Below are 26,601 nucleotides of genomic sequence, written 5' to 3'. Positions count from 1 at the left end.
TCGACTTTCGGTCAGGGATGGGTGGGGAAGAGCACGAAGAACCCTGAAATCGTAACCACGGACAACAAAGTCGTCACCAGCATGACAGTGGAAGTCCGGCGGACATAAATCCCATGCGCCTGGGCCAGAACGAAGGGGCCGGACCCGATGGGCAGCGCGGCCGATAGAATCGCGACCATGGCCCACAGCGGGTCGGTCGGAAACAGAACCAGCACCGCACCGGCCGTCAGCAGAGGATGCAGGATGAGTTTCGCCAGGGTGATGGAGGCCACTTCCATACTGCCCTCGGTCAGGGGTTTGCCGACGAGGAACAGCCCAATCGAGAACAGGGCGCAAGGTCCGGCTGCCGCCCCAAGAATGCTGGTATAGGTTTCCACGAAGACAGGCAGGCCCAACCCGCCCCAGGCCCAAAGCAGCCCGGCGCAGGGGGCTACGATCATCGGGTTCCGGGCCAGCGCGCCCAGCACCCTGGCCACGATCTTCAGAATATTGGAATTCTGCTGCCGGGCGATTTCAATGGGGATAACCGCCAGGCCCACTGACAGGACCGAGATGACGGTCGCGACGATGGCGGGCAGAGCCGCTTCTTCGCCATAGGCCGCAATGGCGAGCGGGATGCCCATGAAACCGGTATTCGGATAGGCGCTGTTCAACCCGTGCAGGGCCGATTCCGCAGCGCTGAGACGGAAGACATAGCGACCCAGAACCCCGGTCAGCGCCCAGATCGCCGCCAGTGCGCCGGTGAAACCCAGCATGAAGGGAAGGTTGTAGACCTGTGCCAGATCGACATTGGCCATCGCATTGAACAGAAGCGCCGGGATCGCCACCCAGTAGACAAAGGCGTTCAATGCCTGGCTGCTTTCGGGCCCGAGGATGTTTCGGTAGCCGCACAGATAACCGGAAGCGACGATCGCGAAAATCGGCAGAACGATGTCGAACAATGCCTGCACGGTCCGGTTTCCTCTGTTGAACGCCCTAAACGGCGTTCCCTAACCTAGCCGGACGGCTACGCAAACCAAAACATCGTTCGGGCCGCGGCGGAAAGGCGATCGGTAGTTCTGCCTGTCGAATTCTTGGCACGGCGCATTCTGCTTGGCGAAGCCGGGCAACACCCGCTACCGTCCGGGCCATGAGCGATACTTTCGATTACATCATCGTCGGCGCCGGGTCGGCCGGATGCGTTCTGGCCAACCGCCTGTCGGCTGACAGCGGTGTGCGCGTCTGTGTGCTGGAAGCCGGCCCATCCGACTGGAACCCGCTGATCCATATGCCCGTCGGCTATATGAAGCTGATGCAGAACCCGGTCTATAACTGGCTCTACGAAACCGAACCGTCGGAAGGAACCGCGGGACGTCGGGTGCCGATCCCCCGGGGCAAGACGCTGGGCGGGTCCTCGTCGATCAATGGCTGCATCTTCAACCGGGGTACGGCAGAGGATTTCAATCACTGGGCCCAGTCCGGCAATCGGGGCTGGGGTTATGACGATGTGTTGCCGTATTTCAAAAGCCTGGAAAGCTATTCCGGAGACGATCCGGACGGGCGACGCGGCCGTAACGGCCCCTTGCGGGTAACGCCCACGGACTGGCGCCATCCGCTGGTGGAGGCCTTTCTGGATGGGGCGGAGACATTGGGCATTCCCCGCAATCCGGACTACAACGGTGCCCGGCAGGAAGGTGCTTCCTACACACAGCGCACCATTGTGCGGGGTCGGCGGCAGAGCGCGGCGAAAGCCTTCCTGACGCCGATCAAGAACCGGCCGAACCTGGACATCCGCACCGGCGCCCATGTCACCGCATTGACGTTCGATGGCACACGCTGCACCGGTGTGCGCTATGCCAAGGGCGGGCGCGGCGGCGCGGAAACGGAGATCGTCGCGGGCCGTGAAGTCATATTGTCGGGCGGTGTCATCAATTCGCCGCAGATCCTGCAACTGGCCGGGTTCGGCGATCCGGACCATCTCGAAAAGATTGGCGTTCCCTTTCGCCACGCCCTGCCCGGTGTGGGCCAGAACCTGCGCGACCACTTCACGCCTCGCTTCAGCGCGCGGGTAAAGAATACCGATACGTTCAACGAGCGTGTTCACGGGCTGCGTCTGATGGGGGAGGCGGTGAAATGGGCGTTTCGGCGGCCCTCCGTCCTGGGTGTACCGTCGACGGTCTGCTACGTCTTCACGCGGTCGGATCCGGCGCTGGATGTGAACGACCTGCAGATCACCTTCATGCCGGCCAGCTATAAGGAAGGCGTGCAGAGCACGCTGGACGACCGGCCGGGCATGACCGTCGCGGCCTGGCAGCAGCGGCCGGACAGTCTGGGCACCGTCCTGGCGCGGTCGGCGGATCCGTTCGAGAAGCCGATCATCGACGCCAATTATCTGGGTGAGGAAAGCGACCGTCGTGTCTTGCTGGCGGGCATGAAGCTGGCACGGAAGCTTCTTCGGACCGCACCGATGGCGCCGTATTTCGAAGGCGAACTTTATCCCGGCGACGCAGTGCAGAGCGATGAAGAGCTGCTGGCCGTCGCGCGGGAGCGGGGAACGACCGTGTTCCATATGATGGGAACCTGCCGTATGGGACCGGACAATGACCGGACCGCCGTCGTCGACGACAGGCTGCGGGTAAAGGGCGTCGAAGGTCTGCGCGTCATCGACGCGTCGATCATGCCCTCCATGCCCTCTGCGAATACGAATGCGGCGACCCTGATGATCGCGGAAAAGGGCGCAGCCCTGGTCCGCGAAGACGCCCGTTAGAGTCGCCGCCGCCTTCGCTTAATCGAACATGTCCGGTTGGTCTTCCACCAGCTGGTTCCAGATCGTCTGGAAATGCAGCCAGCCGATATATTCACTGCCGACATGTTCGCGGCTGTATCGCGCCCGCTTCTCGGAAATGCGGATCGGCGTAATGCCGCTGGCGGCGATGTCGAGCTGCTGCTGGCAGCAACGTTCCAACGCGATGAACCAGAAGGCCGCGGAATCGATGGAATGCCGGCTGGCGGTCAGAAGTCCGTGGTTCTGGTGGATCGCCGCCTTCACGCCCTTGAAGGCCTTCGCAACATCCGACCCGGCATGGTTCTCGACCGCGACCTGACCGCCTTGTTCGCCGATCACGACGTGGTCTTCGAAAAAGGCGCAGGCGTCCTGGGTGATAGGGTCGATGGCGCGGCCGGTCGCCGCCCAGGCCGTGCCATAGACGGTGTGCGCGTGACACATGGCGATGATGTCCGGATGTTCGTCATGGACATTGGCATGCAGCACGAAACCGGCGCGGTTGACCGCGTGACGGCCCTCGATGACGGTGCCCTTATGGTCGACCAGAATGAGGTTCGACAGTTTGACCTTGTCGAAATGCACGCACATCGGATTGGTCCAGTAGAGCTCCGGACGTTCGGGGTCCCGGACCGTCAGGTGACCGGCGAACCCATAATCGAACCCTTGCTGCGCGAAGGCGCGGCAGGCCGCGACCAGACGTTCCTTGCGATGCTGGCGCTCCTCGGCGACCGTGTCGAAATCCGGCAGCTCCGGAAAGATCAGGCCGCTTTGTTCGGGTTGATAGATCGAGACGCGGTTTCCAAGGTCCAACATGGCTGTATCCTTCTTGCCTGAGGATCCGGCGGGGCTGTAATGCGCCGCGATCCTGCCGAGTGCGCAAGAGTGTGGCGACGACCTTGGGGTCGCACAATGCCGCGCCCGCAATAAGACTTATTGCCCGTGATGAGGCGGAGGACTGGGGAGCAAGCGCGATGAAGGACGAACGGCTGCTGGAAATGCGGGTGTTCAGGACGGTGGTCGAAACCGGCGGCTTCACCTCTGCGGCCCATGGATTAGGCGTCAGTCAGCCTTTTGTCAGCCAAACGATCCAGCGTCTGGAGGCGCGTTTGGGTGCCAAGCTGCTGCATCGAACGACACGCGGGCACCGTCTGACGGCGGAGGGGGAACGGTTCCTCGACACCGCGCGCCGGGTCATCGACCTCGTCGAACAGGCCGAGGCGGACTGGCAGCGGGGTGAGGCGCAGGTGGAGGGACATCTGCGCGTATCCGCGCCCATCGCGTTCGGGCTGGATCGCGTGACACCGCACATGCCGGATTTCCTGAACCGACACCCGAACCTGTCGATCGACCTTCGGCTGACCGACGATCAGGAAAGCCTGATCGACGACCGGATCGATGTTGCGATCCGGATGGGCGCGTTACCGGATTCCGGCCTGATGCACCGCCGCCTCTGCGGCTTGCAACGGATCATCGTCGCCGCGCCGGACCTTGTTGCGCGATACGGCGAACCGCACGGGCTGGAGGATCTCAGCGCGATGCCCTGTCTGGCCTGGGACGGCAGCCGCGATCATCTGAACCGCTGGAAATTCGTCCAGGATGGCGAAGCCGTCACCTTCCGTGCGGCCAGCCGGTTCCGCAGCAACCAAGGTATGACGCTGTTCCAGATGTGCCTGGCCGGTGTGGGGGTCATGCGCATGGCGGAACATCTGGCGCGTCCTGCCATCGACCGCGGCCATCTTGTGCAGTTGCTACCCGCCATCACGGTGAGGGACGACGGCGCGATCCATGCGGTCTTCCTGCCGGACCGGCATTTGGTTCCGCGCATCCGGTCCTTTATCGACTTCATGGCGGCCGCTTTCCGCGATCCGGACTGGGAGGAGGGGACCGGGGGTCAGAGCGGTATGCGTTCAGATGGAACCACCTGAGATCGGTATGGCGGGTTGTGGGTTAGGAGCGTCGGCGCAGGCGATGCGGGGCATCGTCCAGCCGTCGCGACGACACCGACGGCCCGCCATACCGACCTTGGGCGCCGTCGTCGGCTCCCTGGACCGCGTCGCGGCACGCTTCCGATGCCCCGCATCGCAACGCGCGCCGCTCCTAACCAGGAAACCGAAGGCGGCGTCTCAGGCGGTTTCATCTGAACGCATACCGCTCTAGCCGTACTTTTGAACGAGATCCCGGATCTGATCGCGGTTCAACAGTCTGGGATTGGCCCCGCGCAGCATCAGCATCAATTTGGCCGTCTCCTCGAATTCCTCCATGGCGTAAACGGCGGAGTCGAGATCCCGGGCGGCTACGACCGGCCCGTGATTGGCCAGAAGCAAGGCACTGTGTTTCCCGGCAAGTCCTCGAACCGCATCCCCCATGGCCGGGTCGCCCGGCATGAAGTAGGGCAGCAGCTTCACCTGCCCCAAACGCATGATCGAATAGGCTGTGATCGGCAGCAGGACATTATCCGGGTCGATTTCCGGCAGAACGGAGACCGCCGTCGCATGGGACGAATGCAGATGCAGTACGGCGCCTGCCGACCGGGTCTCGTAGAAAGCCTGATGCAGCGATAGTTCCTTGGTCGGGCTTAATCCGGCGATGTGTCGTCCGGTCTCATCGAGGACCGATAGGGACGCGGGGTCCAGATTGCGAAAGCTCGATCCGGTGGGCGACACCAGCAAACGCCCGTCCGGCAAACGGGCGGAGATATTGCCGGAAGAACCGCCGTTCAAGCCCCGGTCGAAGAGGGATTTCGCCCAATCACACAGGCTTTCGCGCAGTTTTGCCTCGTCGCTCACGATTCGCCCTCCAGCACTGTCAGGGCGGTTTCGAAGAAATCCGCATCGCCGAAATTGCCGGATTTGAGCGCCAGCGCGGGACCGTCGCCACCGGCGCTCATGGCGGGCACGCCGGGGGCAATCTCGGGTCCGATTTCAAGCTGGGACAGACCGAGGGCGGTGACCACCGCCCCCGAAGTCTCTCCGCCGGCGACGACCAGCCGTGCGATACCGGCGTCGCGCAGCCGGACGGCGACATCTGCGAACAGGGTTTCGATCAGGTTAGCGGACGCTTCACGGCCCAGGCTCGCTTGCGCGGCCGCAACCGATTTCGGATCCGCCGTGGAATAGGCGATTGGCGCATCGTCGGATCGCTGCATCAGCCAATCGGCGACACCATCCGCCGTTTGGGCGCCGGCCAGGATCTGAACGGGGTCGATGGCGAGGGAGGGATGGGACAGCGCATACCGCGCGACCTGCATGCGGGTCATGGATGAACACGAGCCCGACAGGATAGCGGCCGGACCGGATCGCCCCGTCCATGAAACCCGATCGGTTCGGGCGGTAATACCCAGGCTCTCCGGCAGGCCGAGACCGATCCCAGAACCGCCGGTGATCAGGGTATCGTCAGGGCAGGCGAGGCCGATCTGATGCAAGTCGGCGTCCGAGACGGCGTCGACGACCACGATTGAGGAGCCGTTCGCGACCGCCGTATCCAGGGCCGCGCGGATCGCATCGCGACCGGCGGCGACCACAGGATGGGCGATGTGCCCGACGGACTGACGCGTCTGTTGGGATAACCAGCGACGGATATCGGAATCCCGCATTGGGGTCAGCGGGTGATCGCGCATGGAGGATTCGCTCAACAGCCGGTCACCGACGAACAAATGGCCCATATAGAGACTGCGCCCATTGGCGGGAAAGGCGGGACAGACGATGGCGCGCGGAAGGGCCAAGGCGGACATCAGGGCATCGATTACCGGGCCGATATTGCCCCGGGGGGTGGAATCGAAGGTGGAACAGTACTTGAAGAAATATCGGCGGCACCCCTGATCGCGCAGCCAGTTCAGGGCGGCGAGGCTGTCTTCCACCGCCCGGTCCGCCGGACAGGTGCGCGTCTTCAAGGCGACCACCCCGGCATCGACATCGCCCTCCGCAGGGGATGACGGGATGCCGCAATACTGCGTCACGCGCATGCCGCGGTTCGCAAGGGTCAATCCAAGATCACTGGAACCGGTAAAGTCGTCCCCGATACAGCCAAGCAGCATGCGCTCTACGCCTCCACCGCTCGTACCGGTCCGAAATCCAGGCGCCGCGCGAAATCGGGCAGACCGTCCGTTGCCGCGAACAGGTCGAACACTTTCGGATCGTGCCCCGGCACCACCAGCGAAGGCGAGGACGCGAGGCGCTGGACGGTCTGAAACCCATCCAGCATTTCCTGAAGATCCACCACGATCGGGAACGGCTTCCCTTTCAGGAAATTCTCATAGTAATGCGATGCGTCCGACGCGAGGCACAGCCAGCCTGACTGGGTCCGGACACGGACGACCTGCAGCCCCTTTGTGTGGCCGCCGATACGATGAACGGTAACGCCCGGCGCAACCTCGCCGTCCTGGTGATGGAACCGGACACGTCCGTCGTAAAGGGTTCGGATCATTTGGCAGACATGATCGGCGGAAAACGGGTAGCGCAGATGAGAATGGCACATGCAGGGACCGGTGACGTATTGCAGTTCGGTTTCCTGAATATGGTATACCGCGTTGGGAAACCGGTTCATGCCCCCCGCATGGTCGTAATGCATATGGGTGATGATGACGGTGTCGACGGATGCGGGATCGATGCCGACCGCGCTTAGAGCCTCGTCCGGGTTCCGCAAGACAGGACGGCCGCGACGGTCACCCTCCGGCTGATCGTATCCGGTATCGACCAGGATCGTGCCCAGCGGCGACTTCAGAACCCAGATGAAATAGTCCATGTCGTGCGGACTGGCATGATCGTCATCCAGGATGAAGGAATCCTGGCGTGTTCGGGAGTTGCGCTCGGCATACTTCACCGCGGTGACTTGCCATATCTGATCCATGTCCTGTTCCCCTCTTTCAACTCGCAATGGGCCGGTCGTAGGTTACGACGGATTTAGCCGCGACCATCCCCGCAACCGCCGCGTCGAACGCCTTAAAGTGCGCGCTTTCCAGATGCGTGTCGAATGCCGCCGCGTCGGCATAGATCTCATAGAGGAAGACCGTCGTCGGACTGTCGCTGTCGGACCAGACATCGAAGCGCAGGCATCCGGGTTCCAGATCCAGAGAGGTCCGTGCCTGTTCGCGCATTCTTTCCAGAAAGGCGTCGCACCATTGCCGGTGAATGTCGAAGGATACGCAAACCGCAAACATGTCAGTCCTTTCCAATTGCCGGAGATTTCGGAAGGCACGCGGCGACCAGCCGTCGTGCCGCCGGAATCTGGGACAGGATCAGGGCGATGTTGAGCGCCACCAGAATGGCCGCGCCGGGCCGGGTGATGAAGATCGAAAGGTCGCCGTCCGAAATCAGCAGCGACCGGCGGAACGTTTCGTCGAATAATCCGCCCAGGATGACGCCGATCACCAGGGGCGCGATCGGATATTTCATCGCCGTCATGGCATAGGCGGCAAAACCGACGCCCAGCATCAGGAACAGGTCGTTGATCCCGCCGCCGACCGAGAACGACCCAATCGTCGTCAGAACCAGCACGACCGGCAAGAACACCGTCCGCGGCAGTTTCAGGATCAGGATGAAGACGCGTGCGGTGAACAAACCCATCAGGAACATGGTCAGCGATGCCATTACCAGAATGGCGACGATATGGACGATCAACGCCGGGTCGATGGTCGGGCCTGGGATGACATTGTTGATCTTGAGTGCCCCCAACAAGGCTGCCGCCGGGGGAGAACCCGGAATGCCCAGAACCAGTAGCGGGATCAACGCCCCGCCGATTGCGGCATTGTTCGCCGTTTCGGCGGAGATGAGGCCGCGTAGGGACCCAAGGCCGAAACGACTGGAATCGCGCGCGACGCTTTTCGCAACGCCATAAGATACCCAGCCGGCAACATCCTCGCCGACGCCGGGCAGGGCGCCGATCCCGGTGCCGATTCCGCCGGACCTCAGGATTCCCGGAAAATGACGGACGACTTCGCGCAGCCGGGGAACGATTCGTCCGACCGGCAGGGGGGCCGCGCCACCCACGGCCGCGCGCATTCCGTCCAGGATCTGGGGTATCGCGAAGGCGCCCATCAGGACCGGCACGATCTGAAACCCGGACAGCAGATACGACCAGCCGAAGGTGTATCGCGCCTCCGACAGGATCGGATCCATGCCGACCATTGCCATGGCCAGACCGATCAACCCCGCGATCCAGCCTTTGATGACCAAGTCCTGGCTCATCAACGTGCCGGACAGAAGAATGCCGAACAGGGCCAGCAGGGCCTTTTCCGGCGATGCGATGTTCTTTGCGACCAGCAGCAGCAGCCAAACGAAGATCAGCAGGCAGAACGCCCCGAACAAAGTTCCGATAAAGGAGGCGGTTGTGGTGATGCCCAGGGCTTCACCACCCCGCCCCTCCTTGGCCAGAGGATGACCGTCCATCGCCGTGGCGGCAGAGGCCGCCGTCCCGGGGATGTTCAACAGAATCGACGGGTAGGAGCCGCCATAGATGGCGCCGACATAGGCGCCGATCAGGGCGATCAGAGACTGTTCCAGCGGAAATTTGTTTCCGAAGAACCCGGTCAGAATTGTCACCGCCAAGGTCGCGGTCAGTCCCGGTAGGGCCCCGAACACAATCCCAAGAAAGACGGAGGCAACGAGATAGAGATAGGTCAGCGGGTCGCTGGCCAGGGTGTAAAGACTGTTCGCGAAAGCGATGAGTTGATCGAGGACGAATTCCATCGCGTCAGTCTCCGGACCAGAGCGGGCGCAGGGTGACGTAGTAGTGATATTCGATCTGGGCAAAGACCAACCCGGTCCGGTTTGGCACGTTCTGCCGGAAGCCGAAGGCCATGCCGATAACCAGGATCAGCGGTGCCATCAACGCGACGAGGGGCGTCGCCTTGATCACACGATCGATGGCGCCGCGACGGGATTCGATCGCGAACATTGAAACGGTCAGGGCAATCCATGCGGCCAGGGTGATGGCGTCGTCGTCATGGGGTTTCGCCCATTCGTCCGGAAAGGGATGCGCCGCGACGGCAAATACGGCCGGAAGACAGGCAAAAACGGCACTAAGCGCCATTGGGACGGCGCGGCCGGAATGAAATCCATAGGTCAGCGCGGTCAATGTCAGGCCGCTTGCCAGCACAAAATCGACGCGCGGCACCAAACAGACGATATAGGCGATCAGGATCAGCGAGAGCAGGGCGATCCGGCGCAGTTCGACGCGGTCGTTGATGCCGATGGATCGCAAGGCGCGTGCCGCGCCGCCGTCCCGGATTGAGATTGTCAGCAAAGTAATGGCGAGGAGCAGCAGCAGGCCGAAAATGCCGAAGGGAACGATCGCCGCCGAATTGAACCATTGTGCCGAGTTCACCCCTGCCGCCTTGGCGTCGTAGAAGGGCAGCAAACTGGTCTGCCAAAGAAAAGCTACCGACAGGGCGACCAGGATCAGGGACGTCCAGAAATCGCGGGCCCTCAAACCAACCTTGTCATCCATTATAGAACTCCATTCGCCTGGGAGAGCGGCCGGCCCGCGTAGGCTGACGGGCCGGCGCTTCCCACTTGAACCCGAAACCGATCAGGGTTTCTCGATTCCCAGCGTCGCCGGGTCGACTGTGGCGGCGCCGAGATCCCACAGGGTCCAGGCGAAGGTGCTTTCCAGCTTGGCGAAGATGGCAGAAGCTTCCGCTCCCGACTGGCCGGAAATGTCGTAATGGTTGGTCTTGGCCCAGTCCGCGACCGTGTCGGACGCCATGGCCTTGTCGAAGGCTTCCGTCAGGGCCGCCTTCACGTCATCCGAAGCCGAGGCATGGACGGCGAAGCCGATGGCCTGTTTCAGGGGCAGGTACTTGTCCAGACCGTCATAGACCGAGAATGCCGACGGAATGTCGATCGACCCGACCTTCGCCGGTTCCGGTGTCAAGGTTGCCAGCGGCCGCAGCAGCCCGCCATCGATCAATGCCTGCTGTTCCGCAAGAGAGGTGACGACGACGGCAACCTCACCCGCGACGGCGGCCTCTTGACCGGGCGCGGATCCTTTGTAGGGGACGAATTTGAACGTCGCGCCGGTGCCGTTCTCGATGGCCAGCAGGTTCAAATGGTGGATCGACCCGGACCCGGACGCGGCGGCGGGAATGCTGCCGGGGGCGGCCTTTGCGGCTTCGATCAGGTCTTGCAGGGTCTTGTGCGGCGAATTGGCAGGCACCGAGATCAAGTCAGGGGACCCCCCGACGATGAACGGATGCCAGTAGGAGAACTTCTGATCCCAACCGCCCTGAACCGCGGCGGTGACGTTCGATTCGGACAATCCGACCAGGGTATAGCCATCGTCCGGCTGGTTCATGACATAGACCATGCCGTTCGATCCGGCGACGCCGCCGGTCTGATTGATGACATTGATGCTGACCGGAAGGTGCTTTTCCATCTCGGCCATGATCATGCGGTTGATCGTGTCCGTTCCGCCGCCGGCGCCCCAGACCACCGCCGCCGTAATGTCGCGGTAGGGATAGGTTTGCGCCTCGGCCGCCGACACGACGCCAAAACCCAATGCCGCTACGGCGGCTGCCTTTAAGAACCTCCTCATCGCTTCCTCCTGTCAATATGGTGTGTTTGTTGTTGTGTGTGTTTATGTATACGTAATAATATGCACCGTCAATAATGCTTCACAAAATCCCGGCGACGCGCTTTTGTCGGCGGATGCGAAGAGGGAGGTATCATGCCGTCGGACTTCAGAATTGCCGTCTTCTCCGGGGACGGAATCGGCCCGGAAATCACGGCCCCGACATGCCGGGTGCTGCGCAAACTGCAGGACCTGTCGCGACGGTTCCAACTGCATTTCGAGGACGCACCGGCCGGCGCGTCCCATTACGCGAAGACCGGCGAGTCTCTGCCTGCGTCATCCTTGGCGACGGCGCGCGAAGCCCATGCGATCCTGCTGTCCGCAATGGGGGATCCCGCCATCCGATATCCGGACGGCACCGAAATTTCGCCGCAGATCGAACTGCGCAAAGAGATGGGACTCTATGCGGGGCTAAGGCCTGTTCGGATCGCGCCGGGCTATCCGACCCCGCTGCGGCTGCCGCAGGACCGCGTTGTCGACTTCATGCTGGTGCGCGAATCGACCGAAGGATTGTTCTGGTCCATGGGGCGGGGCGAAGTCACACCGGACGAGGCGCGCGAAACCCTGGTCATCACCCGCGAAACCTCCCGAAAACTGTTTCGGCAGACTTTCGAACTGGCCCGACAGCGCAGTGCGCGGCAGGGAAGGCAAGGGCGCGTGACCTGTGTCGACAAGGCGAATGTGTTCCGCGCCTTCGCCTTCTTCCGCGATGTCTTCAAATCCGAAGCGGCTGCCTATCCGGATGTCGCCCATGACGCCTCATATGTAGACGCCATGGCGCTGAAAATGGTGTCGGCTCCCTGGGCGCTGGATGTGCTGGTTACCGAAAACATGTTTGGCGACATCCTGTCCGACCTTGGGGCGGGGCTGATGGGGGGGCTCGGTCTGGCACCGTCCGCGGATATCGGCGACACGAACGCCGTGTTCCAGCCGTGCCATGGCAGCGCACCGGACATCGCCGGGCGCGGCGTCGCCAACCCGATCGCGATGATCCTGTCCGGCGGCATGATGCTGGATTGGTTGGCGGCCCGTCATGGCGATGCTGCGCTGGCCGAAGCGGCGACCAGACTTCAGGCGGCCACGGACAAGGTCATCGCGGACGGCGCAACCCTGACCCCCGATCTGGGGGGCAACAGCGACACGGAAGGGGTGGCCGATGCGATCATCTCGGCACTGGAAAGTGGCTGGTCGTGAGCATTTCCCATAAGGCGCCATTGCGTGTCGCCGTGATCGGCGCAGGTTATTTTGCTCAGTTTCATCACGATGCCTGGCGACGGATTGCCCGGGCCGACCTGGTCGCGGTCGCGGACCGGGATATCGACAAGGCGCGTGCCGCCGGGGTGGAAGCCTTCGACGATCCGATCCAGATGGTGCGGGAGGTAAAGCCCGACCTGATCGATATCGCGACGCCACCGGACACGCATCTGGACATGATCCGGATTGCATTGGACAACGGCGTGCCGGCAATGATCTGCCAGAAACCCTTCTGCGGCGATCATACCTCGGCGGTCGAGGCGACACGTTTGGCGGATGCCGCTGGCGCGACCTTGGTCGTCCATGAAAATTTCCGGTTTCAGCCCTGGTATCGTGACGCCGCGGTGGCAATTCGCGACGGCCGGCTGGGACAGGTCATGCAGGCGACCTTCCGAATGCGACCGGGCGACGGGCAGGGGTCGGACGCCTATCTGTCTCGCCAGCCCTATTTCCAGACCATGCCAAGATTTCTGGTGCACGAAACCGCGATCCATTGGGTCGACACGTTCCGATTTCTGTTCGGGGAGCCGGATTGGGTGTTTGCCGATCTGCAGCGGCGAAACCCCGTTATCGCTGGAGAGGACGCCGGCAGCATCCTATTCGGGTTCGAAAATGGTATGCGCGCGTTCTATGACGGAAACCGCCTGCTGGATCACCCGGCGCCAAATCGCCGGATGACCATGGGCGAAATGTCGGTGGAAGGGGATCGCGGCGAAATTCGTCTATCGGGTGAGGGCGCCCTTCGTCTCCGCGCCTTCGGGGCGGACGATTGGCAGCTGCTGTCTGCCGCGCCGCAGACGGAAGGATTCGGCGGCGACTGCGTCCACGCATTGCAACGGCATGTGGTAGAAGGACTGCTCGACGGGACGCCGATCGAAAATCGGGCCGGTTCCTATCTTCGGAATATCGAGATAGAATCCGCGATCTATCAATCCGCCCAGGAGGGCAGGAAGGTCGAAATTCGACGATGACACCCGCGACCAGTATCCAATCCGAAGCAGCCGCGGGTTCAGACGCGGCCCCGGGCCCGAAGGGCCTGTCGCAGACTCAGCGGGCGGTGCGGGACCTGCGGGAAATGATCGTCAACAATCACCTGCCGCCGGGTTCCAATTATCTGGAAACCGAACTGGCGGAAATGCTGGGCATGTCGCGAACGCCCGTGCGCGAGGCGGTGATCGTTTTGGAATCCCAGGGCCTGGTCGAATCCCGGCCGCGTCGCGGTGTGCGCGTCCTGCCTCTGTCGGCGCGGGATATGGAAGAGATCTATGAAGTCCTGACCGAACTGGAGGCCCATGCCGCGGAACGCGCTGCCAGCGCGCCGATCAAGGCGGCGGACCGCGAGGCGGTCGAGACGGCCTTGCGGGACATGGATCTCGCGCTGGCCGGTGACGACCGGGAGGCCTGGGCCGAGGCCGACAAGCGGTTCCACGATCTGCTTGTCCAATTGGCGGGAAACGGGCGGCTGTCGGCCATCGTCGATTCATTCAATGATCAGGTCCATCGCGCCCGCATGCTGACCGTGCGGCTGCGCCCGTCACCGACCAAGTCAAATCAGGATCACCGGGACTTGTTCAACGCCATCCTGGCGGGGGATGCGGCCAAGGCACGCGCCCTTCATGTGCGGCACCGGACCGAGGCGAAAAACCTGATCATCGGCCTGCTGGAAAGCCATGGGTTTCATCAGGTCTGACACCGCAGGAAGGCCGCTGACTATCGAACTTCCACGGATTGCCGCATCCATTCCTGCAAGACCCCGATGGAATGTTCCGAGTTCACGCCCCCTTCCGGCGCGATGACCAGCGGACCCGGCCGGTAACCCCGGCTTTGCAGGCCCTGCTGGACGGATTCCACCAGGCGGATGTCTTCTTCCACCGTCGTGGCGCGGTCTTGCTGTGCCAGGCGTTGGATCACTTCCGAATCGTATCCGCCTTCCGTGAACCAGCCGCGCCAGACGGTAACCTGGTCATGGCTGTCAGTCCGCCAGTGATAGGTGTTCAGCACATTGCCCGGATAGACCTGAAAGGAGAACAGGGGCCAGAGGAACCAGGACCGGTACTCTCCCGCATGTTCATTGGCGGCCAGGTCGATCGGATAGCTCATCGAATCCAGACCTGAACACTCCGTCGTATGGCGCAGGACGTAACCCGGCTGGCGTTGAATGTCATAAGTCTCGGGCTTCACCACGCCGGTCGAGAAAGTCGGGTGGTTCAGGCTGCAGTGATAGCATTCCGAATAGTTCTCGACCGAGACCTTCCAATTGCAGTTCTCCGGGATTTCGACCCAGTTGACCGGCTGAAGGCTGTCGATCTGAGGGACGTAATCGCGCAGTTCCTCGCGGACGCCGGGATACCAGACATCCATCGGTTCCGCATCGGGGTCCAGATTGACAAAGATGAAGCCGTTGAAGATTTCCAGCCGCACGTCGGTCAGGCAAATCGCCGATTTGTCGAAGCCTGCGACCTTGTTGATATTGTTGCCGCCGCGCAGCCCGCCGGTCAGATCGTAGGTCCAGGCGTGATAGGGACAGACAATCATGCGTGTCGTGCCCTGGCCCTGCACCAGCTGATGTGCGCGATGCTGGCAGACATTGAAGAAACAGCGCAATTCCCCGTCGCGGCCCCGGATGCAAAACAGGTTCTCGCCGGCGATCCGGAAGGTGAAGTAATCGCCCGGTCGGGCGACCTCCGACACATGCCCGGCAAACTGCCAGGTCCTGGACAGCAGGCCGGTGCGTTCCTGACGGAAGATTTCCGGATCGGTGTAGTAACGGGCTTCCAGGCTGCGCAGCGGGGCGGCATCGGTCATTTGCGGGTTCCATCATCAGAAACATACAGACCCAGCCGATGGCGGCGGGCGTGGAAGGTATCGATCCGTTCGATAACCTCCGGTTTCGCATCGGCGATGACGAAGGCCATCAGAGTTTCCAGAAGCGCGATGATCGAAACCGAGGACGGGAAAAACTGGGGTGTGTCGGCGGACACGACGAAACCATGTTCGGATCCGATGACGATCGGCGAGGCGGCGCTGTCGGACAGCCCGATGACGGTTACGCCCTGTTCCCGCGCGATCGTAACCGCTTCGACAATTTCCTGGCGGTAGGGTTTGCAGGTCATGGCGATCAGCACATCGCCTTTCCCGGCCCCGGCCAGATCGTCGACCGCAACATTGCCCGGACGGGGGATCGCCTCGATCTTGCCGACCGCCATATCGGCCAGATAGGCGAAGTTGCGGGCGTTGGAATGGTGCACCCCGACGCCCAGCACATAGGTCTTCCGCGCCGCTACGATGGCATCGGCCGCTGCCTTGATCTGTTCCTCGCTGGTTGCGGCGAAGGTCTCCTCGATATTGCGCAGCGCGCTTTCCGCCATATCGGAAAACAAGGCGCCCAACTGTCCATTGGCGCTCAGCGACTGCAGCCAGCGGGCCCGATCCGGGAAGCTGGCATTGCCGCGCCGGATCTCCTCCCGGAAGGGCACGCGGAATTCGTCGTAGCCTTCGAATCCGAAGGACCGGGCCAGCCGGACAAAGGTGTTCGGCTTCACATCGGCCGCTTCCGCGATCTCGCGGATCGAACTGACGCCGACATCGTTCGGGTTTTCGATCACATAGGTCGCGGCCTTGCGGGCCTCCGGAGACAAGGTGTCGAGCCCGTTGGCCAGCGCTTCCAGAACCGCGGCGGGATCCCTTAGATCGGAATATGGTACATTTGTATCAGTCATCATTGACTATGGTAAAAATGTTTGCTTATCGTGTCCACAGAAATCGCAAACGGGATTCGAGGAGCCATCCCCATGTCGGACAAGAAGCTGCCGGAGACAGCGCGTGTGGTGATCGTTGGCGGCGGCGTCATGGGGTGCGGCCTGGCCTATCACTTGGCGCATGAAGGCTGGACCGATGTGGTCCTGTTGGAAAAGGCGGAGCTGACCAGCGGGTCGACCTGGCATGCCGCGGGGCAGATCACCTACTCGACCTCCAGCTACGGCCTGGGCAAATGCGTCGACTACAATGTCGGGCTCTATGCCGGGAAGCTGGAGGCGGAAACCGGGCAGTCGGTCACCTGGCACGGCTGCGGCTCGTTCCGGTTGGCCTATACCGAGGATGAGATGGACTGGCTGCGGCACACGCTGTCGGTCGGTCGGGCCCTGGGGTCCAACATCCATCTGGTCGACCCGGACTATATCCGGCGACATCATCCCTTCTACAATCTCGACGGCGTATTGGGCGCCCTGCATACGCCGGATGACGGCCATGTCGACCCGTCCGGCGTGACCCAGGCCCTGGCGACCGGGGCGCGGCAGCTGGGCGTGAAGATCATCCGCCGCTGCCGGGCGACCAACATCACCCAACTGCCGTCGGGCGAATGGCAGGTCGACAGCGAACAGGGCACGATCCGGTGTGAGCATGTCGTGAATGCGGGCGGAACCTATGCCCGCCAGATGGGTGAATGGTCCGGGCTGCAATTGCCCATGACCTCCATGACCCACCATTACTTCGTCACCGACACCGTGCCGGAATTCCTGGACCTCGACCGCGAGCTGCCGGTCATCCGCGATGATCGCGAAGTATCCGGCTACATCCGGATGGAGCAGAAGTCGGGCCTGATCGGAATCTATGAGAAGGAAAACCCGAATACCGTCTGGGAGGATCATTGCCCCTGGGAGGCGGAGAACGAGCTGTTCGAGGCCGATTACGACCGGGTCATGCCCTGGCTGGAAAATGCGCTGGAACGGATGCCGATTTTTGCCGAACTGGGCATCAAGCGGGAAGTCCACGGCGCCATCAGCCATCCGCCCGACGGCAATCCGCTGATCGGCCCGGCGCCCGGGGTGCGGAACTACTGGTGCTGCTGCGGCACGCAGATCGGGATCGGCTGGGGTCCGGGTCTGACACGCGAACTGGCGCGCTGGATGGTGCATGGCGCGGCGAACATCTCCATGCGCGAATTCGACCCGCGCCGCTTCGGTGCCTATGCCACGAAAGACTGGCAGGTCATCAAGGCGAAGGAAGATTACTGCCTACGCCACGAAATCCCCTTTCCACATTTCAATCGGCTGGCCGGACGTCCGGTCAAACCGTCCGCCCTGTACGACCGCCTGAAACAGAAGGGCGCGGTGTTTGAGGAAGTCTTCGGCCACGAACGCCCCCGCTGGTTTGCGACCCAAGGGGTGGAACAGCACGACCATTATTCCTTCCGCCGCACGATTGTGCATGACGTGGTTGGGGCCGAAGTGAAGGCCGTCCGCACGCGCGTCGGGATCATGGACATTTCCGCCTTCACCAAGATCGAGGTTTCCGGCCCGGATGCCGCCGGCCAGTTGGACCGGTTGATCGCCAACCGGCTGCCGCGCAAAATCGGCGGCATCGCGCTGACCCATTTCCTGAACGAGGCGGGTCGGATCGAACTAGAGGCGACAATTGTCCGGCTGGAGGAGGATCGCTTCTATCTGGTCTGCGCCGCCTTCTTCGAGCAGCGACTGCTGGACCATCTCGCCCGGCACGCCGGGAATGCCGACCTGACCGTCCGGAACTTGTCGACGGACTGGAACGCGCTGGCCCTCAACGGTCCGAAAGCGCGGGACGTGCTGGCCCGCTGTACAGATGCCCCGCTGGACAATGCCGGTTTCCCCTGGCTGCAGGCCCGCCGGATCGCGGTCGCGGGTCAGAGCCTCTGGGCCTTCCGCCTGTCCTATGCCGGGGAGTTGGGCTGGGAATTGCACATCCCGCGCGACGCCACGCTGGCCGTCTATGACGCGCTGTGGGCAGCGGGTGAGCCGCACGGCATCGCCGATTACGGGTCCTTCGCCATGAACGTGATGCGCATGGAAAAGGGCTTCAAGGGTGCCGGTGAACTGACCAATGAAGTCACCCTGCCGGAAGCGGATGTCATGCGCTTCGTGCGCCTGGACAAGGAATTCGCCGGTAAGGCGGCGACGGAAAAAAGCGCCGCCGGAACTCTGCCCTGGATCTGTGCGTATCTGGAGATTGAGCCGGACGGCGATGTCGACGGACATGGCGGCGAGGCGGTGTTGATGGGCGACCGCGTCGTCGGCAGTACCGCCTCCGTCGCCTATGGCCATACGGTCGGCAAGATCCTGGCCTTCGCCTATTTGAAGCCGGAAGCGGCCAAGCCCGGTCTCGACCTGACCGTCGTGATCCATGGCAGGCCCCGTGCGGCGAAAGTCTTGGCGGCACCGGCCTATGACCCCGAAAGCCGTCTGCCCCGCACCGATGCATTGGAAGTGGCGGCGGAATGATGTCTGAGATCCGTATCGTCGGCCTAGCGGCCTGGATCGTCCCCCTGACCAGCCATGTCGCCTATCACATGGCGGCGGGTAAAACTTGCGACACCGTTGAGACGGTTGTGATCCGCCTGCGAACGGATGACGGGCTGGAAGGCTGGGGGGAGGTCTGTCCGATCCCCGGTTACTTGCCCGCCTATGCGCGGGGTGTCGTTCCGGCGCTGACCGAAATGGCTTCGGTCCTGATCGGGAGTGCCCTGACCGGACCGGAAGCGGTCTTGGCGAAACTGGATGCGAAGCTGAAGGGTCATCGCTATGCCAAGTCCGTGGTCGATATGGCGCTCTGGGACCTGATGGGCAAACGGGCTGGCCTGCCGCTTCATGCGCTGCTGGGCGGCCGGCGTGTCGCTGATTTGCCGCTCTATCACTCGATCAGTTGCCTGCCGCCGGATGTGATGGCCGGGATGGCCCGCGACGCCCATGCGACGGGCATCCGCCAGTTTCAGGTCAAGCTGGGCGTCGATAGCGATTGGCAGGCCGATGTCGCGCGTCTGCGCCTGGTCCGGGAAGCCGTCGGGCCGGGGCCGCTGGTTTATGGCGACTGGAATTGCGGCAGCACGCGGCTGGACGCCATCCGCGTCGGTAGGGCTGTGGCCGATCTGGATATCATGCTAGAACAGCCCTGCGAGACGATCGAAGAATGCGCCGCCGTCCGCGACGCGACCGGCCTGCCGCTGAAATTGGACGAGGCGGCACATGATCCTGCCTCGCTGTTGTCGGCTTACCGGATGGGGTGCCTGGAGGCGGTCGCAGTCAAGCTGTCGAAGTTCGGCGGTGTCAGTGCGGCCCGTCGGGCCCGCGACTTGTGCCTGCATCTCGGTGCCAAGATGTGCATTGAGGACACTTGGGGGTCCGACATTACGACCGCGGCCGTCCTGCATCTCGGCGCCGCCAGTCCGCCGGAACTGGTGATGAATGTCTGCGATTTGTCGCATTACGTCGCGCCGCGCCTCTGCCCCGATGCGCCGGTGCGGCGGAACGGCCGGATCGCCCCGCCGGAGGGCCCTGGCCTGGGCGTTGAACCGAATATGGACGTCCTCGGGACGCCCGCACTCGAATTGTAAAGGAAGCAACCCGTGACCAAGCTGCACAGCCAAGCCGAATGGATCGAACGCGCCCACGCCGTCCTGCCGGGCGGCACATTCGGCAATTTCGCGCCGGATATCGTTATCCGCGAGGGGCGCGGCAGCCGGGTCTGGGACGAGGACGGCAAGGAGTATATCGACTATCTGATCGGGTCCGGCCCGATGCTGCTGGGGCATGGCGATCCGGAGGTCATGGAGGCGGTGCTGGAACAACTGCCGAAAGGTATGACATTCTTCGCCAACAACGCCGCCGGCATCGAACTGGCGGAAGCCATCTGCGACGCGGCCGCCTGTGCCGACCAGGTCCGATATGTCTCGTCGGGCGGGGAGGCGGATATGTATGCGATGCGCCTTGCCCGCGCCTTTACCGGGCGCGACAAGATTCTGAAATTCGAAGGCGGCTATCACGGCATGTCGGCCGAAGCCCAAATGAGCCTGGCGCCGGATCGTCTGGTAAATTTCCCGCAGGCGGTGCCGGACAGTGCCGGCATTCCGGAAGGCGTGCGCGCCGAAATGCTGATCGCGCCGTTCAACGATATCGATTTCGTTCGTTCCTTGGTGGCAGAGAAGGGTAGCGAGATCGCGGCCATCATTGTCGAACCGTTGCAGCGCATCGTGCCGCCGCTGCCCGGATTTCTGCAGGCTTTGCGGGATCTGTGCGACGCGGCGGGGATCGTTCTGATTTTCGACGAGATCGTCACCGGTTTCCGCCTAGCCTATGGCGGCGCGCAGGAATTCTACGGCGTGACGCCGGATCTGTGCACCTTGGGCAAGATCATCGGCGGCGGCTTCCCCCTGGCCGCCGTCGCGGGGCGCCGGGAGATCATGGCGCATTTCGACAAAGGCGCGGTGGGCGCCGACAAATGGCTGATGCAGCTCGGTACGTTGTCCGGCAATCCGGTCGCCGCTGTTGCCGGGCTGAAAACCATGGAGATTCTGCGACGGCCCGGCCAGTACGACCGGCTGCGCGATAACGGCGAGCGGATCATGGCCGGCGCTACGACGGCCCTGGAAAAGGCCGGCATCGCCCACCGGATCGTCGGCGACGCGACCCTGTTCGATATCGTCTTCACCGACCGGGATATTCGGGACTACCGGGGCGTCAAAGCGGCGGATGCCAAGGCCAATGCCCGGTTCAACGCCAGCCTGCGGGCATCGGGCATCTTCAAGTCACCCGGCAAGGTCTATCCGTCTCTCGCCCTGTCCGATGAGGATATCGCGGCTACACTCGACGCGCTGGGCACGGCAGCGGATGCCCTGGCGGCGTAGCGTCAGCGGCTTATGAGAAAAGATAGACCGGACTGGTCCAGGCCTGGAACCCGTCTTCCGTCGTGACCCGGATCCAAAGCGGATTGTCTCGATCAGTCGCCAGTTGCACAGGGACATGCGCTGTAACCGGCCCGCCGTCGAGCGTGTCCGGCAACCGGGAAAGGCGAAGCTCCAGGTCCAATCCGCCCGCATCGACAACGCAATCGTCTATTCCGATATCGGCGACGCGGAGGGTGGCGGCAGCATGGTTGGTCTGAATGTCGAGGGTCGTCTCGTCACTCATATCCTCCAACCAGAGGTCGATTGCCCCAAAATTGCCGGCGGTGACGGACTCCCATTCCACCGTATCGTCTCCGACCCGGCGCGACGGGGCATCCGGGTTCCATGCGCAGATATCGGTGGTGCGGGCAATCCTGGCACCGCGGACGGTCACCCTGCCTTCCCAAGACGCCCGAGCGCCACGCCCCTTGACCATCGCGCCGCGCCACAAAAGCCGAACGCGGCTCAAGGGCCCGGTATCCGCCTGGGTCGCCGGATTATGGACCGTGGCGACAGTGTCCATCCCATTCAGAACGTCGACGCGCAGGATTGGCAAGCGCGCTTGGGACGTGAAGGAAACCCGTGCGCCTGTGCCGGTGACCCGGGCGATATCCCCCATGCCAAGGACATCGGTACGGGTCACCGGTCCCTCGCCGACATGCGGATCGACGGCGAAACGCTCCGCTTCCGTATCCGGTTCCACGGATAGGTCGATATGTATGCGCTCGCCGGTCGTGGCGTAATGCCGCCGGTTCTTCAGGCATGCGAACAAGTCATCGCGGGTCAGGCGGTCCATAAGGAAACAGGTCAGGCCGCCATAAGCCCCGAACTGAGACGTTCCCGGATAGCTGGCACCAGGCCGCCCCTTGTGGCCGTCGGAATTGGCGACCACACCGACGCGATAGCCTTGTTCGAAACAGTCGGCCATCAGCCACTCGAACGTGCCCCAGGCGGAATGAATTTCCATCGCCGTTTCGATACGCGGGTCATGGGCATAGGCCACGTCGGCAGGCCGCCCGCCGATATGGGCATAGGCGACGCAGTCTTCGTTGCGAAGGGCGGCGAACAGCTCCCGCGCGGTGGGGGCGTCGTTCATGATTTCCGCCCGGTCGGCGATCAGCGCGTGAGAAGACCGGCGGATCGGCCGACCCTCGGTGCGGAAATAGACATTGCGATCGCCGCCTACGCCGGTATTCCCCGACCACTCATACCCCGGCAGAGTCAGGAAGCGGTCGTCCTCGTGGTATTCGGCGGTCAGCTCGTTGATATGCGCCCAGAACGCGCCATTCACCTGAAAATCGTTCGCCTGATGGCTGGTCGCATCCAGGAAGGCCATGTTCCGCGCGAAGTCGAAATATTCCCGGGCGGTGTTGAGGCCGACAGACTCGCCGGACTGACCATGCATGTCGGCCCACCAGGATGCCTCCGTCCCGGCCCGAATCATCAGGGGGTTGGTTCGCGCCAGCAGGGACCCGTCCGCGTCATGAACGGCGATGTCCAGTGTACCGGCCGTGGCGGCGCTTAAACCATCGATCACCAAGGACCTTTGACCGGGTGGGAAGGCCACCGTTTCCGGCAAGCCGCCGACCGGCGAGGATGCCGTCAGCCGGAGCGTCCGGTCGACCTGGTTCGACGGATTGCCGTAGCGGTCTTCGGCCTTGATACCCAGGCGGAAGGTTTCGCCTGGACGGCGCAAGGTCGGCAGAATCGCCTTCCAGACCGCCGGCGGACCGGGAACGATGTCGATGGTCGGGCTTTCCGCGATTGGGATGTAGTGTCCCGTGGCACACACATCGGCGATCACCCGCCAGGTGAAGGCGCTTTCACACATCGATTGCAAGATGTGGCCGGGCGAACCGCCGGACGTGTCCCCCACAACGATCACGATCGTATCGCCTTCGCGCAGGAAACCTTTATGCACGAAGATTGTAAGCGCCCGGTACCACGGCCGCATATGCCCCGACGAGTCGAAGGACAGCTTAAGCGGCGTTCCGTTCGAAGCCGTCGCCGTCACAAAGTTTGGTGCGGTCGGATCGTGTGTCTGCAAATCGCCACCATCCGCCGTGAAGCGAAAGACGACCTTGATGGATCCGGTATCGTCCAGACCGTAGCGCCCACAGGTATAGGTCAGCCGGAATGTTTGGTAACTGCGCGCCTGAAAAGCCCCCTTCGGCTCCAGGTCCGCATGTCCGTACAGTACGGGATCTTCGGCCGGCAGCGCGTCGGTAAAGATCTCGCCAATCAACTCGGGCCGGGGTGCGGGCATGGGAGGTTCTCTGCTTTCTCTGGCGACTATCCCAGGTAGGGATCGTGGAGAACTTATGGCGCGCGGCTGCAGGGCCGCAGATCAAACCATAAGAGGCCCGCATCCAGATTCAACAGCATTCGCTCGGCTGGTGAAGTCAGTTTTCCGGAAGGCCGAGAGCCATGCCGTCGTGTCCCGGATCCGCCCCGCCGGTCCATAGGCCGTCCGGTTCCCGCTTCAGGCCGTGAACCGCCGCAAAACCATAGCTCAAATGACTGCGGATGATTTCATATCCGCGCTCTTCGAGCGGCCGGGTCACATAACCCGGAATCCGGTTGCTGATATCGATCGCGTTGCTGGTCGCGGAGAAGCGGGGTGCCGCGATGGCCTCGACGATGGGCATGTCGAATTCCAGCACGTTCAGCGTTGCCTGCAGTACGCCCATCGCGATCTGTGTGCCGCCCGGTGCGCCGATGATCAGACGAGGATCGCCGTCCTTGAACGCGATCGTCGGGCAGACCGAACTGAACCGGGACTTGCCGGGGGCAATTGATCCTGCCCGCCCGGGACGCGGATCGAAGACGCCCATGCAGCCATTGTACATGAAGCCCAGGCCTTCCGTGATCACACCGGACGGCATGCCGAGCGAATGGGTCATGCTGACAATGCCGCCCTCCGGATCGACAACGGCGATATGCGTCGTGTCCTTGGATTCGTCGAACGCCTTCACGAGGCGTTCCACGGACGCGACCTCGCCCGCCCGGATGGCCGCGGCCTGGTCCCGCGCATAGTCCGGATCGGTCAGCCGGGCGACCGGCACGTCGTAGAATGCGGGGTCGCCTACAAAGGCATCCTTGTCACGGGTCGCGCGCTTCATCGCTTCGGCGACGATGCGCAGATATTCGGAAGAGTTGTGGCCGAGCGACTTGAGATCAAAATGCGCAAGCATCTGCAGCATTTCGATCAGCATGATGCCGCCCCCCGGCGGCTGGTTGCTGGCGATGTCGAAATCGCGGAACCGCCCCCATAGCGGCTCCGTCCTTGTGGTCCGATAGGTCTCCAGATCCTCGCGGGAAAGCAGACCGCCATTCGCTTTCATATCGGCCGCGATCCGGTCCGCGATTTCACCGCGATAGAAGACATCCGCGCCTTCCGCCGCGATGGTGCGCAGAGTCTGGGCCATGTCGGGATTGTGCAGCCGCTCCCCTGGTCGCTTGAGGCTTCCGTCGGCATTGAAATAGATGCGCCGTCCCGATTCCGTGAAAGCCAGCCTGTCCGACGTCAGAACCCGCCCCATGCCGTCGTTCTGGGTCCAGAAGAAATACATGTGCGGCCGGATGACGACGCCGCGTTCGGCATGGTCGATGGCGGGCTGGACAACGTCGGCCCAATCCATGACGCCATGCTCTGTCTGCGCCTCGTAATAGGCTTTCAGACTGCCGGGAACGGTGATGGACTGATAGCCGACATCGTTGACCCGTCCCTTCAGAATGAAGCCGAACCCGTCGCGCGTCTCACCTTCGATCAGGTGTTCCCACATGTCCGGGCGCGCGGCCGAGGGGGTCTTCCCGTGGAAATCGATAAGACCGTGGACCCCTTTCTTCGGCAGGAAGATCTGCATGCTGCCAAAGCCTGCGATGCCGCACATCTGCGGATCGACGACGCCCTGGACCAGCGCGACGGCGATGGCCGCGTCGACGGCGTTTCCGCCGCGTCGCAGGATTTCGATACCGGTTTCGCTGGCCTCAGGTTGAGGGGTGCTGACGAAGGACTTGGCTTTCATCTGAACTGAACTCCGAATGGGACCGTGTTAGCGGCCGGCAAAGCCGAGGGCATCGCGCATGCGGTAGTACGAAATGGCGGTGGCGAGCGCCGGGCGACGCAGACTGTGAAAAGGGATGGTCGGTGCGTCAACCACAGGGAATCCCGCTTCCCGACCTATGGTATGAGCGGCGGCGGCTTTGCCCAGCGCCGTGGCCATGGCAACCCCCCGGCCGTTGAACCCGACAATGGCCAGGCAGGCCGGACGCGGCGCGGCAAGTCGCGGCAATTCGTCGATCGTGATCCCGATCCGGCCGGCCCAGATATGTGACCAAGCCTGTCCCTCGACAGCGGGGAAGAGCCGCGTTATGGCGCGGATCAGGTCTCCGCGAATGCGATTGTCGATCTTGCCGCTCAGCGGTCCGCGGCCGGTGATCGCCAGACGACCGGCGGCATCCATCCGGATCGCATTCGCCAGCTTTCGCGTATCCGACATGGCGGAGACACCCGGAAGGATCGATCGGGCGATATTGGCGGTCAGGGGTTCCGATGCGATCTGCATCGCCTGCACGGTCATAAAGGTCGTCGACCAGCCGGGAATGAGGTTCTCATGATAAGCGCCGGTCGCAAGGATCACCTTGTCCGCACGGACCGTGCCCCCGTCGGTATCCAGGTGCCAGCGCCCGCCTTCGCGTGCCATTGCGCGAACGGGGCTGTGCTGATGCAGTTTCGCCCCGGCCGTCTTCGCGGCGCGCGCGAGACCCCGGCAATAGGACAGGGGCTGAAGCCGCCCGGCACGGCGGTCGATCATCCCGCCGATATAGTTTGATGTTCCCAACAGGGATTCAGTCTGGTTGCGATCCAGCAATTCGACCGGCGCCCCCCGCCGTTCCCACTGGGCCGCTTGTTTCTCGATGGTCGGCAAAGCAACGGGGCTGTGGGCGGCCCGGACCCAGCCGCGGCGGTCCGGTTCGCAATCGATGGCGTGCTTTTCGATCAGGTCGAAAACGAGATCGGCGGTACCCGCCGCCGTCTGTGCGACGACGGCACCCGCGTCGCCGTACCGTGTCTCCAGGTCGTCCGGACCGTATTTCAGTCCCGGAATAACCTGACCGTTATTGCGCCCGGAGGCGCCGGCACCGAATGCCTGCGCCTCCAGCAACAGACAATCGGTGCCTGATTCCGCCAAATGCAGCGCGGCGGAAAGGCCGGCATAACCGCCCCCGATCACCGCGACGGACGTCTGGCATTCGCCTTTATAGACCTCCGTCTCGACAACCGGTTCGGCGGCCGTGTCCGACCAGACTATGCGCTCCATTC

22 protein-coding genes are annotated in these 26,601 nt (G+C 62.9%); 8 read left to right on the top strand and 14 right to left on the bottom strand.

From position 1 onward, the window contains the following. Nucleotides 1–11: 11 nt before the first annotated feature. Entirely contained in the window at nt 12–950 is a 939-nt protein-coding gene (locus ACO06O_RS11250) for an AEC family transporter (RefSeq protein ID WP_421879680.1), read from the bottom strand. Between the two features lie 179 nt (nt 951–1,129). On the opposite strand from ACO06O_RS11250, the gene ACO06O_RS11245 reads away from it, so the two are divergent. Beyond that, the gene (locus ACO06O_RS11245) at nt 1,130–2,746 is read left to right on the top strand and encodes a GMC family oxidoreductase (RefSeq protein WP_421879678.1); all 1,617 of its coding nucleotides are present in this window, start codon (nt 1,130–1,132) and stop codon (nt 2,744–2,746) included. An 18-nt stretch (nt 2,747–2,764) separates the two neighbouring features. On the opposite strand, the gene ACO06O_RS11240 is transcribed toward ACO06O_RS11245, so the two are convergent. Further along, nucleotides 2,765–3,577, bottom strand: a complete 813-nt coding sequence (locus tag ACO06O_RS11240) for a class II aldolase/adducin family protein (protein WP_421879676.1) — start codon at nt 3,575–3,577, stop codon at nt 2,765–2,767. Between the two features lie 158 nt (nt 3,578–3,735). Here ACO06O_RS11240 and ACO06O_RS11235 point away from each other — a divergent pair, with 158 nt between their 5' ends. Continuing rightward, nucleotides 3,736–4,689 (top strand): LysR family transcriptional regulator, encoded by a 954-nt coding sequence (locus ACO06O_RS11235; protein ID WP_421879673.1) that lies wholly within the window; start codon nt 3,736–3,738, stop codon nt 4,687–4,689. Nucleotides 4,690–4,917: 228 nt separating this feature from the next. Here the strand turns inward: ACO06O_RS11235 and otnC are convergent, their stop codons facing one another. The 7 genes from otnC to ACO06O_RS11200 all read right to left on the bottom strand — a co-directional run bounded on the left by otnC (nt 4,918) and on the right by ACO06O_RS11200 (nt 11,293). Beyond that, a complete protein-coding gene (gene otnC, locus ACO06O_RS11230) occupies nt 4,918–5,550 on the bottom strand; it encodes a 3-oxo-tetronate 4-phosphate decarboxylase (protein WP_421879671.1) in 633 nt (210 codons plus the stop codon). Further along, complete coding sequence (gene otnK, locus ACO06O_RS11225) at nt 5,547–6,797, bottom strand: 3-oxo-tetronate kinase (RefSeq protein ID WP_421879668.1); 1,251 nt, start codon at nt 6,795–6,797, stop codon at nt 5,547–5,549. Before otnK ends, otnC begins: the two co-directional genes overlap by 4 nt. Before the next feature lie 5 nt (nt 6,798–6,802). After that, the gene (locus ACO06O_RS11220) at nt 6,803–7,609 is read right to left on the bottom strand and encodes an N-acyl homoserine lactonase family protein (RefSeq protein WP_421879665.1); all 807 of its coding nucleotides are present in this window, start codon (nt 7,607–7,609) and stop codon (nt 6,803–6,805) included. Between the two features lie 16 nt (nt 7,610–7,625). Beyond that, a complete protein-coding gene (locus ACO06O_RS11215; protein WP_420420181.1) occupies nt 7,626–7,919 on the bottom strand; it encodes a putative quinol monooxygenase in 294 nt (97 codons plus the stop codon). 1 nt (nt 7,920) lies between these two features. After that, nucleotides 7,921–9,447: a tripartite tricarboxylate transporter permease gene (locus ACO06O_RS11210; RefSeq protein ID WP_421879662.1), complete on the bottom strand. Its 1,527-nt coding sequence runs from the start codon at nt 9,445–9,447 to the stop codon at nt 7,921–7,923. Between the two features lie 4 nt (nt 9,448–9,451). Then, entirely contained in the window at nt 9,452–10,207 is a 756-nt protein-coding gene (locus tag ACO06O_RS11205) for a hypothetical protein (protein ID WP_421879659.1), read from the bottom strand. A gap of 81 nt (nt 10,208–10,288) precedes the next feature. Continuing rightward, entirely contained in the window at nt 10,289–11,293 is a 1,005-nt protein-coding gene (locus ACO06O_RS11200) for a Bug family tripartite tricarboxylate transporter substrate binding protein (protein ID WP_421879656.1), read from the bottom strand. Between the two features lie 132 nt (nt 11,294–11,425). On the opposite strand from ACO06O_RS11200, the gene ACO06O_RS11195 reads away from it, so the two are divergent. Genes ACO06O_RS11195 through ACO06O_RS11185 form a run of 3 tightly spaced genes read left to right on the top strand, consistent with a single transcriptional unit; the run spans nt 11,426 to nt 14,273 of the window. Next, nucleotides 11,426–12,523: an isocitrate/isopropylmalate dehydrogenase family protein gene (locus ACO06O_RS11195; protein ID WP_421879653.1), complete on the top strand. Its 1,098-nt coding sequence runs from the start codon at nt 11,426–11,428 to the stop codon at nt 12,521–12,523. Next, nucleotides 12,520–13,554 (top strand): Gfo/Idh/MocA family protein, encoded by a 1,035-nt coding sequence (locus ACO06O_RS11190; RefSeq protein WP_421879650.1) that lies wholly within the window; start codon nt 12,520–12,522, stop codon nt 13,552–13,554. The genes ACO06O_RS11195 and ACO06O_RS11190 overlap by 4 nt, the downstream gene beginning before the upstream one ends. Then, nucleotides 13,551–14,273 (top strand): GntR family transcriptional regulator, encoded by a 723-nt coding sequence (locus tag ACO06O_RS11185; RefSeq protein WP_421879647.1) that lies wholly within the window; start codon nt 13,551–13,553, stop codon nt 14,271–14,273. The genes ACO06O_RS11190 and ACO06O_RS11185 overlap by 4 nt, the downstream gene beginning before the upstream one ends. A gap of 20 nt (nt 14,274–14,293) precedes the next feature. On the opposite strand, the gene ACO06O_RS11180 is transcribed toward ACO06O_RS11185, so the two are convergent. Together ACO06O_RS11180 and ACO06O_RS11175 are read right to left on the bottom strand one after the other, a co-directional pair. Continuing rightward, nucleotides 14,294–15,388, bottom strand: a complete 1,095-nt coding sequence (locus tag ACO06O_RS11180) for an aromatic ring-hydroxylating oxygenase subunit alpha (RefSeq protein WP_421879643.1) — start codon at nt 15,386–15,388, stop codon at nt 14,294–14,296. After that, nucleotides 15,385–16,305 (bottom strand): MurR/RpiR family transcriptional regulator, encoded by a 921-nt coding sequence (locus tag ACO06O_RS11175; protein WP_421879640.1) that lies wholly within the window; start codon nt 16,303–16,305, stop codon nt 15,385–15,387. Before ACO06O_RS11175 ends, ACO06O_RS11180 begins: the two co-directional genes overlap by 4 nt. 69 nt (nt 16,306–16,374) lie before the next feature. On the opposite strand from ACO06O_RS11175, the gene ACO06O_RS11170 reads away from it, so the two are divergent. The 3 genes from ACO06O_RS11170 to ACO06O_RS11160 are packed head-to-tail and all read left to right on the top strand — an operon-like array spanning nt 16,375 to nt 21,236. Then, a complete protein-coding gene (locus tag ACO06O_RS11170) occupies nt 16,375–18,837 on the top strand; it encodes an FAD-dependent oxidoreductase (protein WP_421879637.1) in 2,463 nt (820 codons plus the stop codon). Beyond that, nucleotides 18,834–19,946 (top strand): mandelate racemase/muconate lactonizing enzyme family protein, encoded by a 1,113-nt coding sequence (locus ACO06O_RS11165; RefSeq protein WP_421879634.1) that lies wholly within the window; start codon nt 18,834–18,836, stop codon nt 19,944–19,946. The genes ACO06O_RS11170 and ACO06O_RS11165 overlap by 4 nt, the downstream gene beginning before the upstream one ends. 12 nt (nt 19,947–19,958) lie before the next feature. Continuing rightward, entirely contained in the window at nt 19,959–21,236 is a 1,278-nt protein-coding gene (locus ACO06O_RS11160) for an aspartate aminotransferase family protein (protein WP_421879631.1), read from the top strand. 10 nt (nt 21,237–21,246) lie between these two features. On the opposite strand, the gene ACO06O_RS11155 is transcribed toward ACO06O_RS11160, so the two are convergent. The 3 genes from ACO06O_RS11155 to ACO06O_RS11145 all read right to left on the bottom strand — a co-directional run bounded on the left by ACO06O_RS11155 (nt 21,247) and on the right by ACO06O_RS11145 (nt 26,599). Further along, the gene (locus tag ACO06O_RS11155) at nt 21,247–23,541 is read right to left on the bottom strand and encodes a hypothetical protein (protein ID WP_421879628.1); all 2,295 of its coding nucleotides are present in this window, start codon (nt 23,539–23,541) and stop codon (nt 21,247–21,249) included. 136 nt (nt 23,542–23,677) lie between these two features. Further along, entirely contained in the window at nt 23,678–25,303 is a 1,626-nt protein-coding gene (ggt, locus tag ACO06O_RS11150; RefSeq protein ID WP_421879625.1) for a gamma-glutamyltransferase, read from the bottom strand. A 27-nt stretch (nt 25,304–25,330) separates the two neighbouring features. Then, a complete protein-coding gene (locus ACO06O_RS11145) occupies nt 25,331–26,599 on the bottom strand; it encodes an NAD(P)/FAD-dependent oxidoreductase (RefSeq protein ID WP_421879622.1) in 1,269 nt (422 codons plus the stop codon). Between the last annotated feature and the right edge of the window lie 2 nt (nt 26,600–26,601).

The sequence above is a fragment of the Pacificispira sp. genome (genome assembly GCF_965228185.1).
In the GTDB taxonomy this organism is placed as follows: Bacteria; Pseudomonadota; Alphaproteobacteria; order UBA8366; family Aestuariispiraceae; genus Pacificispira.
This window is presented reverse-complemented; position numbering and strand designations above follow the sequence as displayed.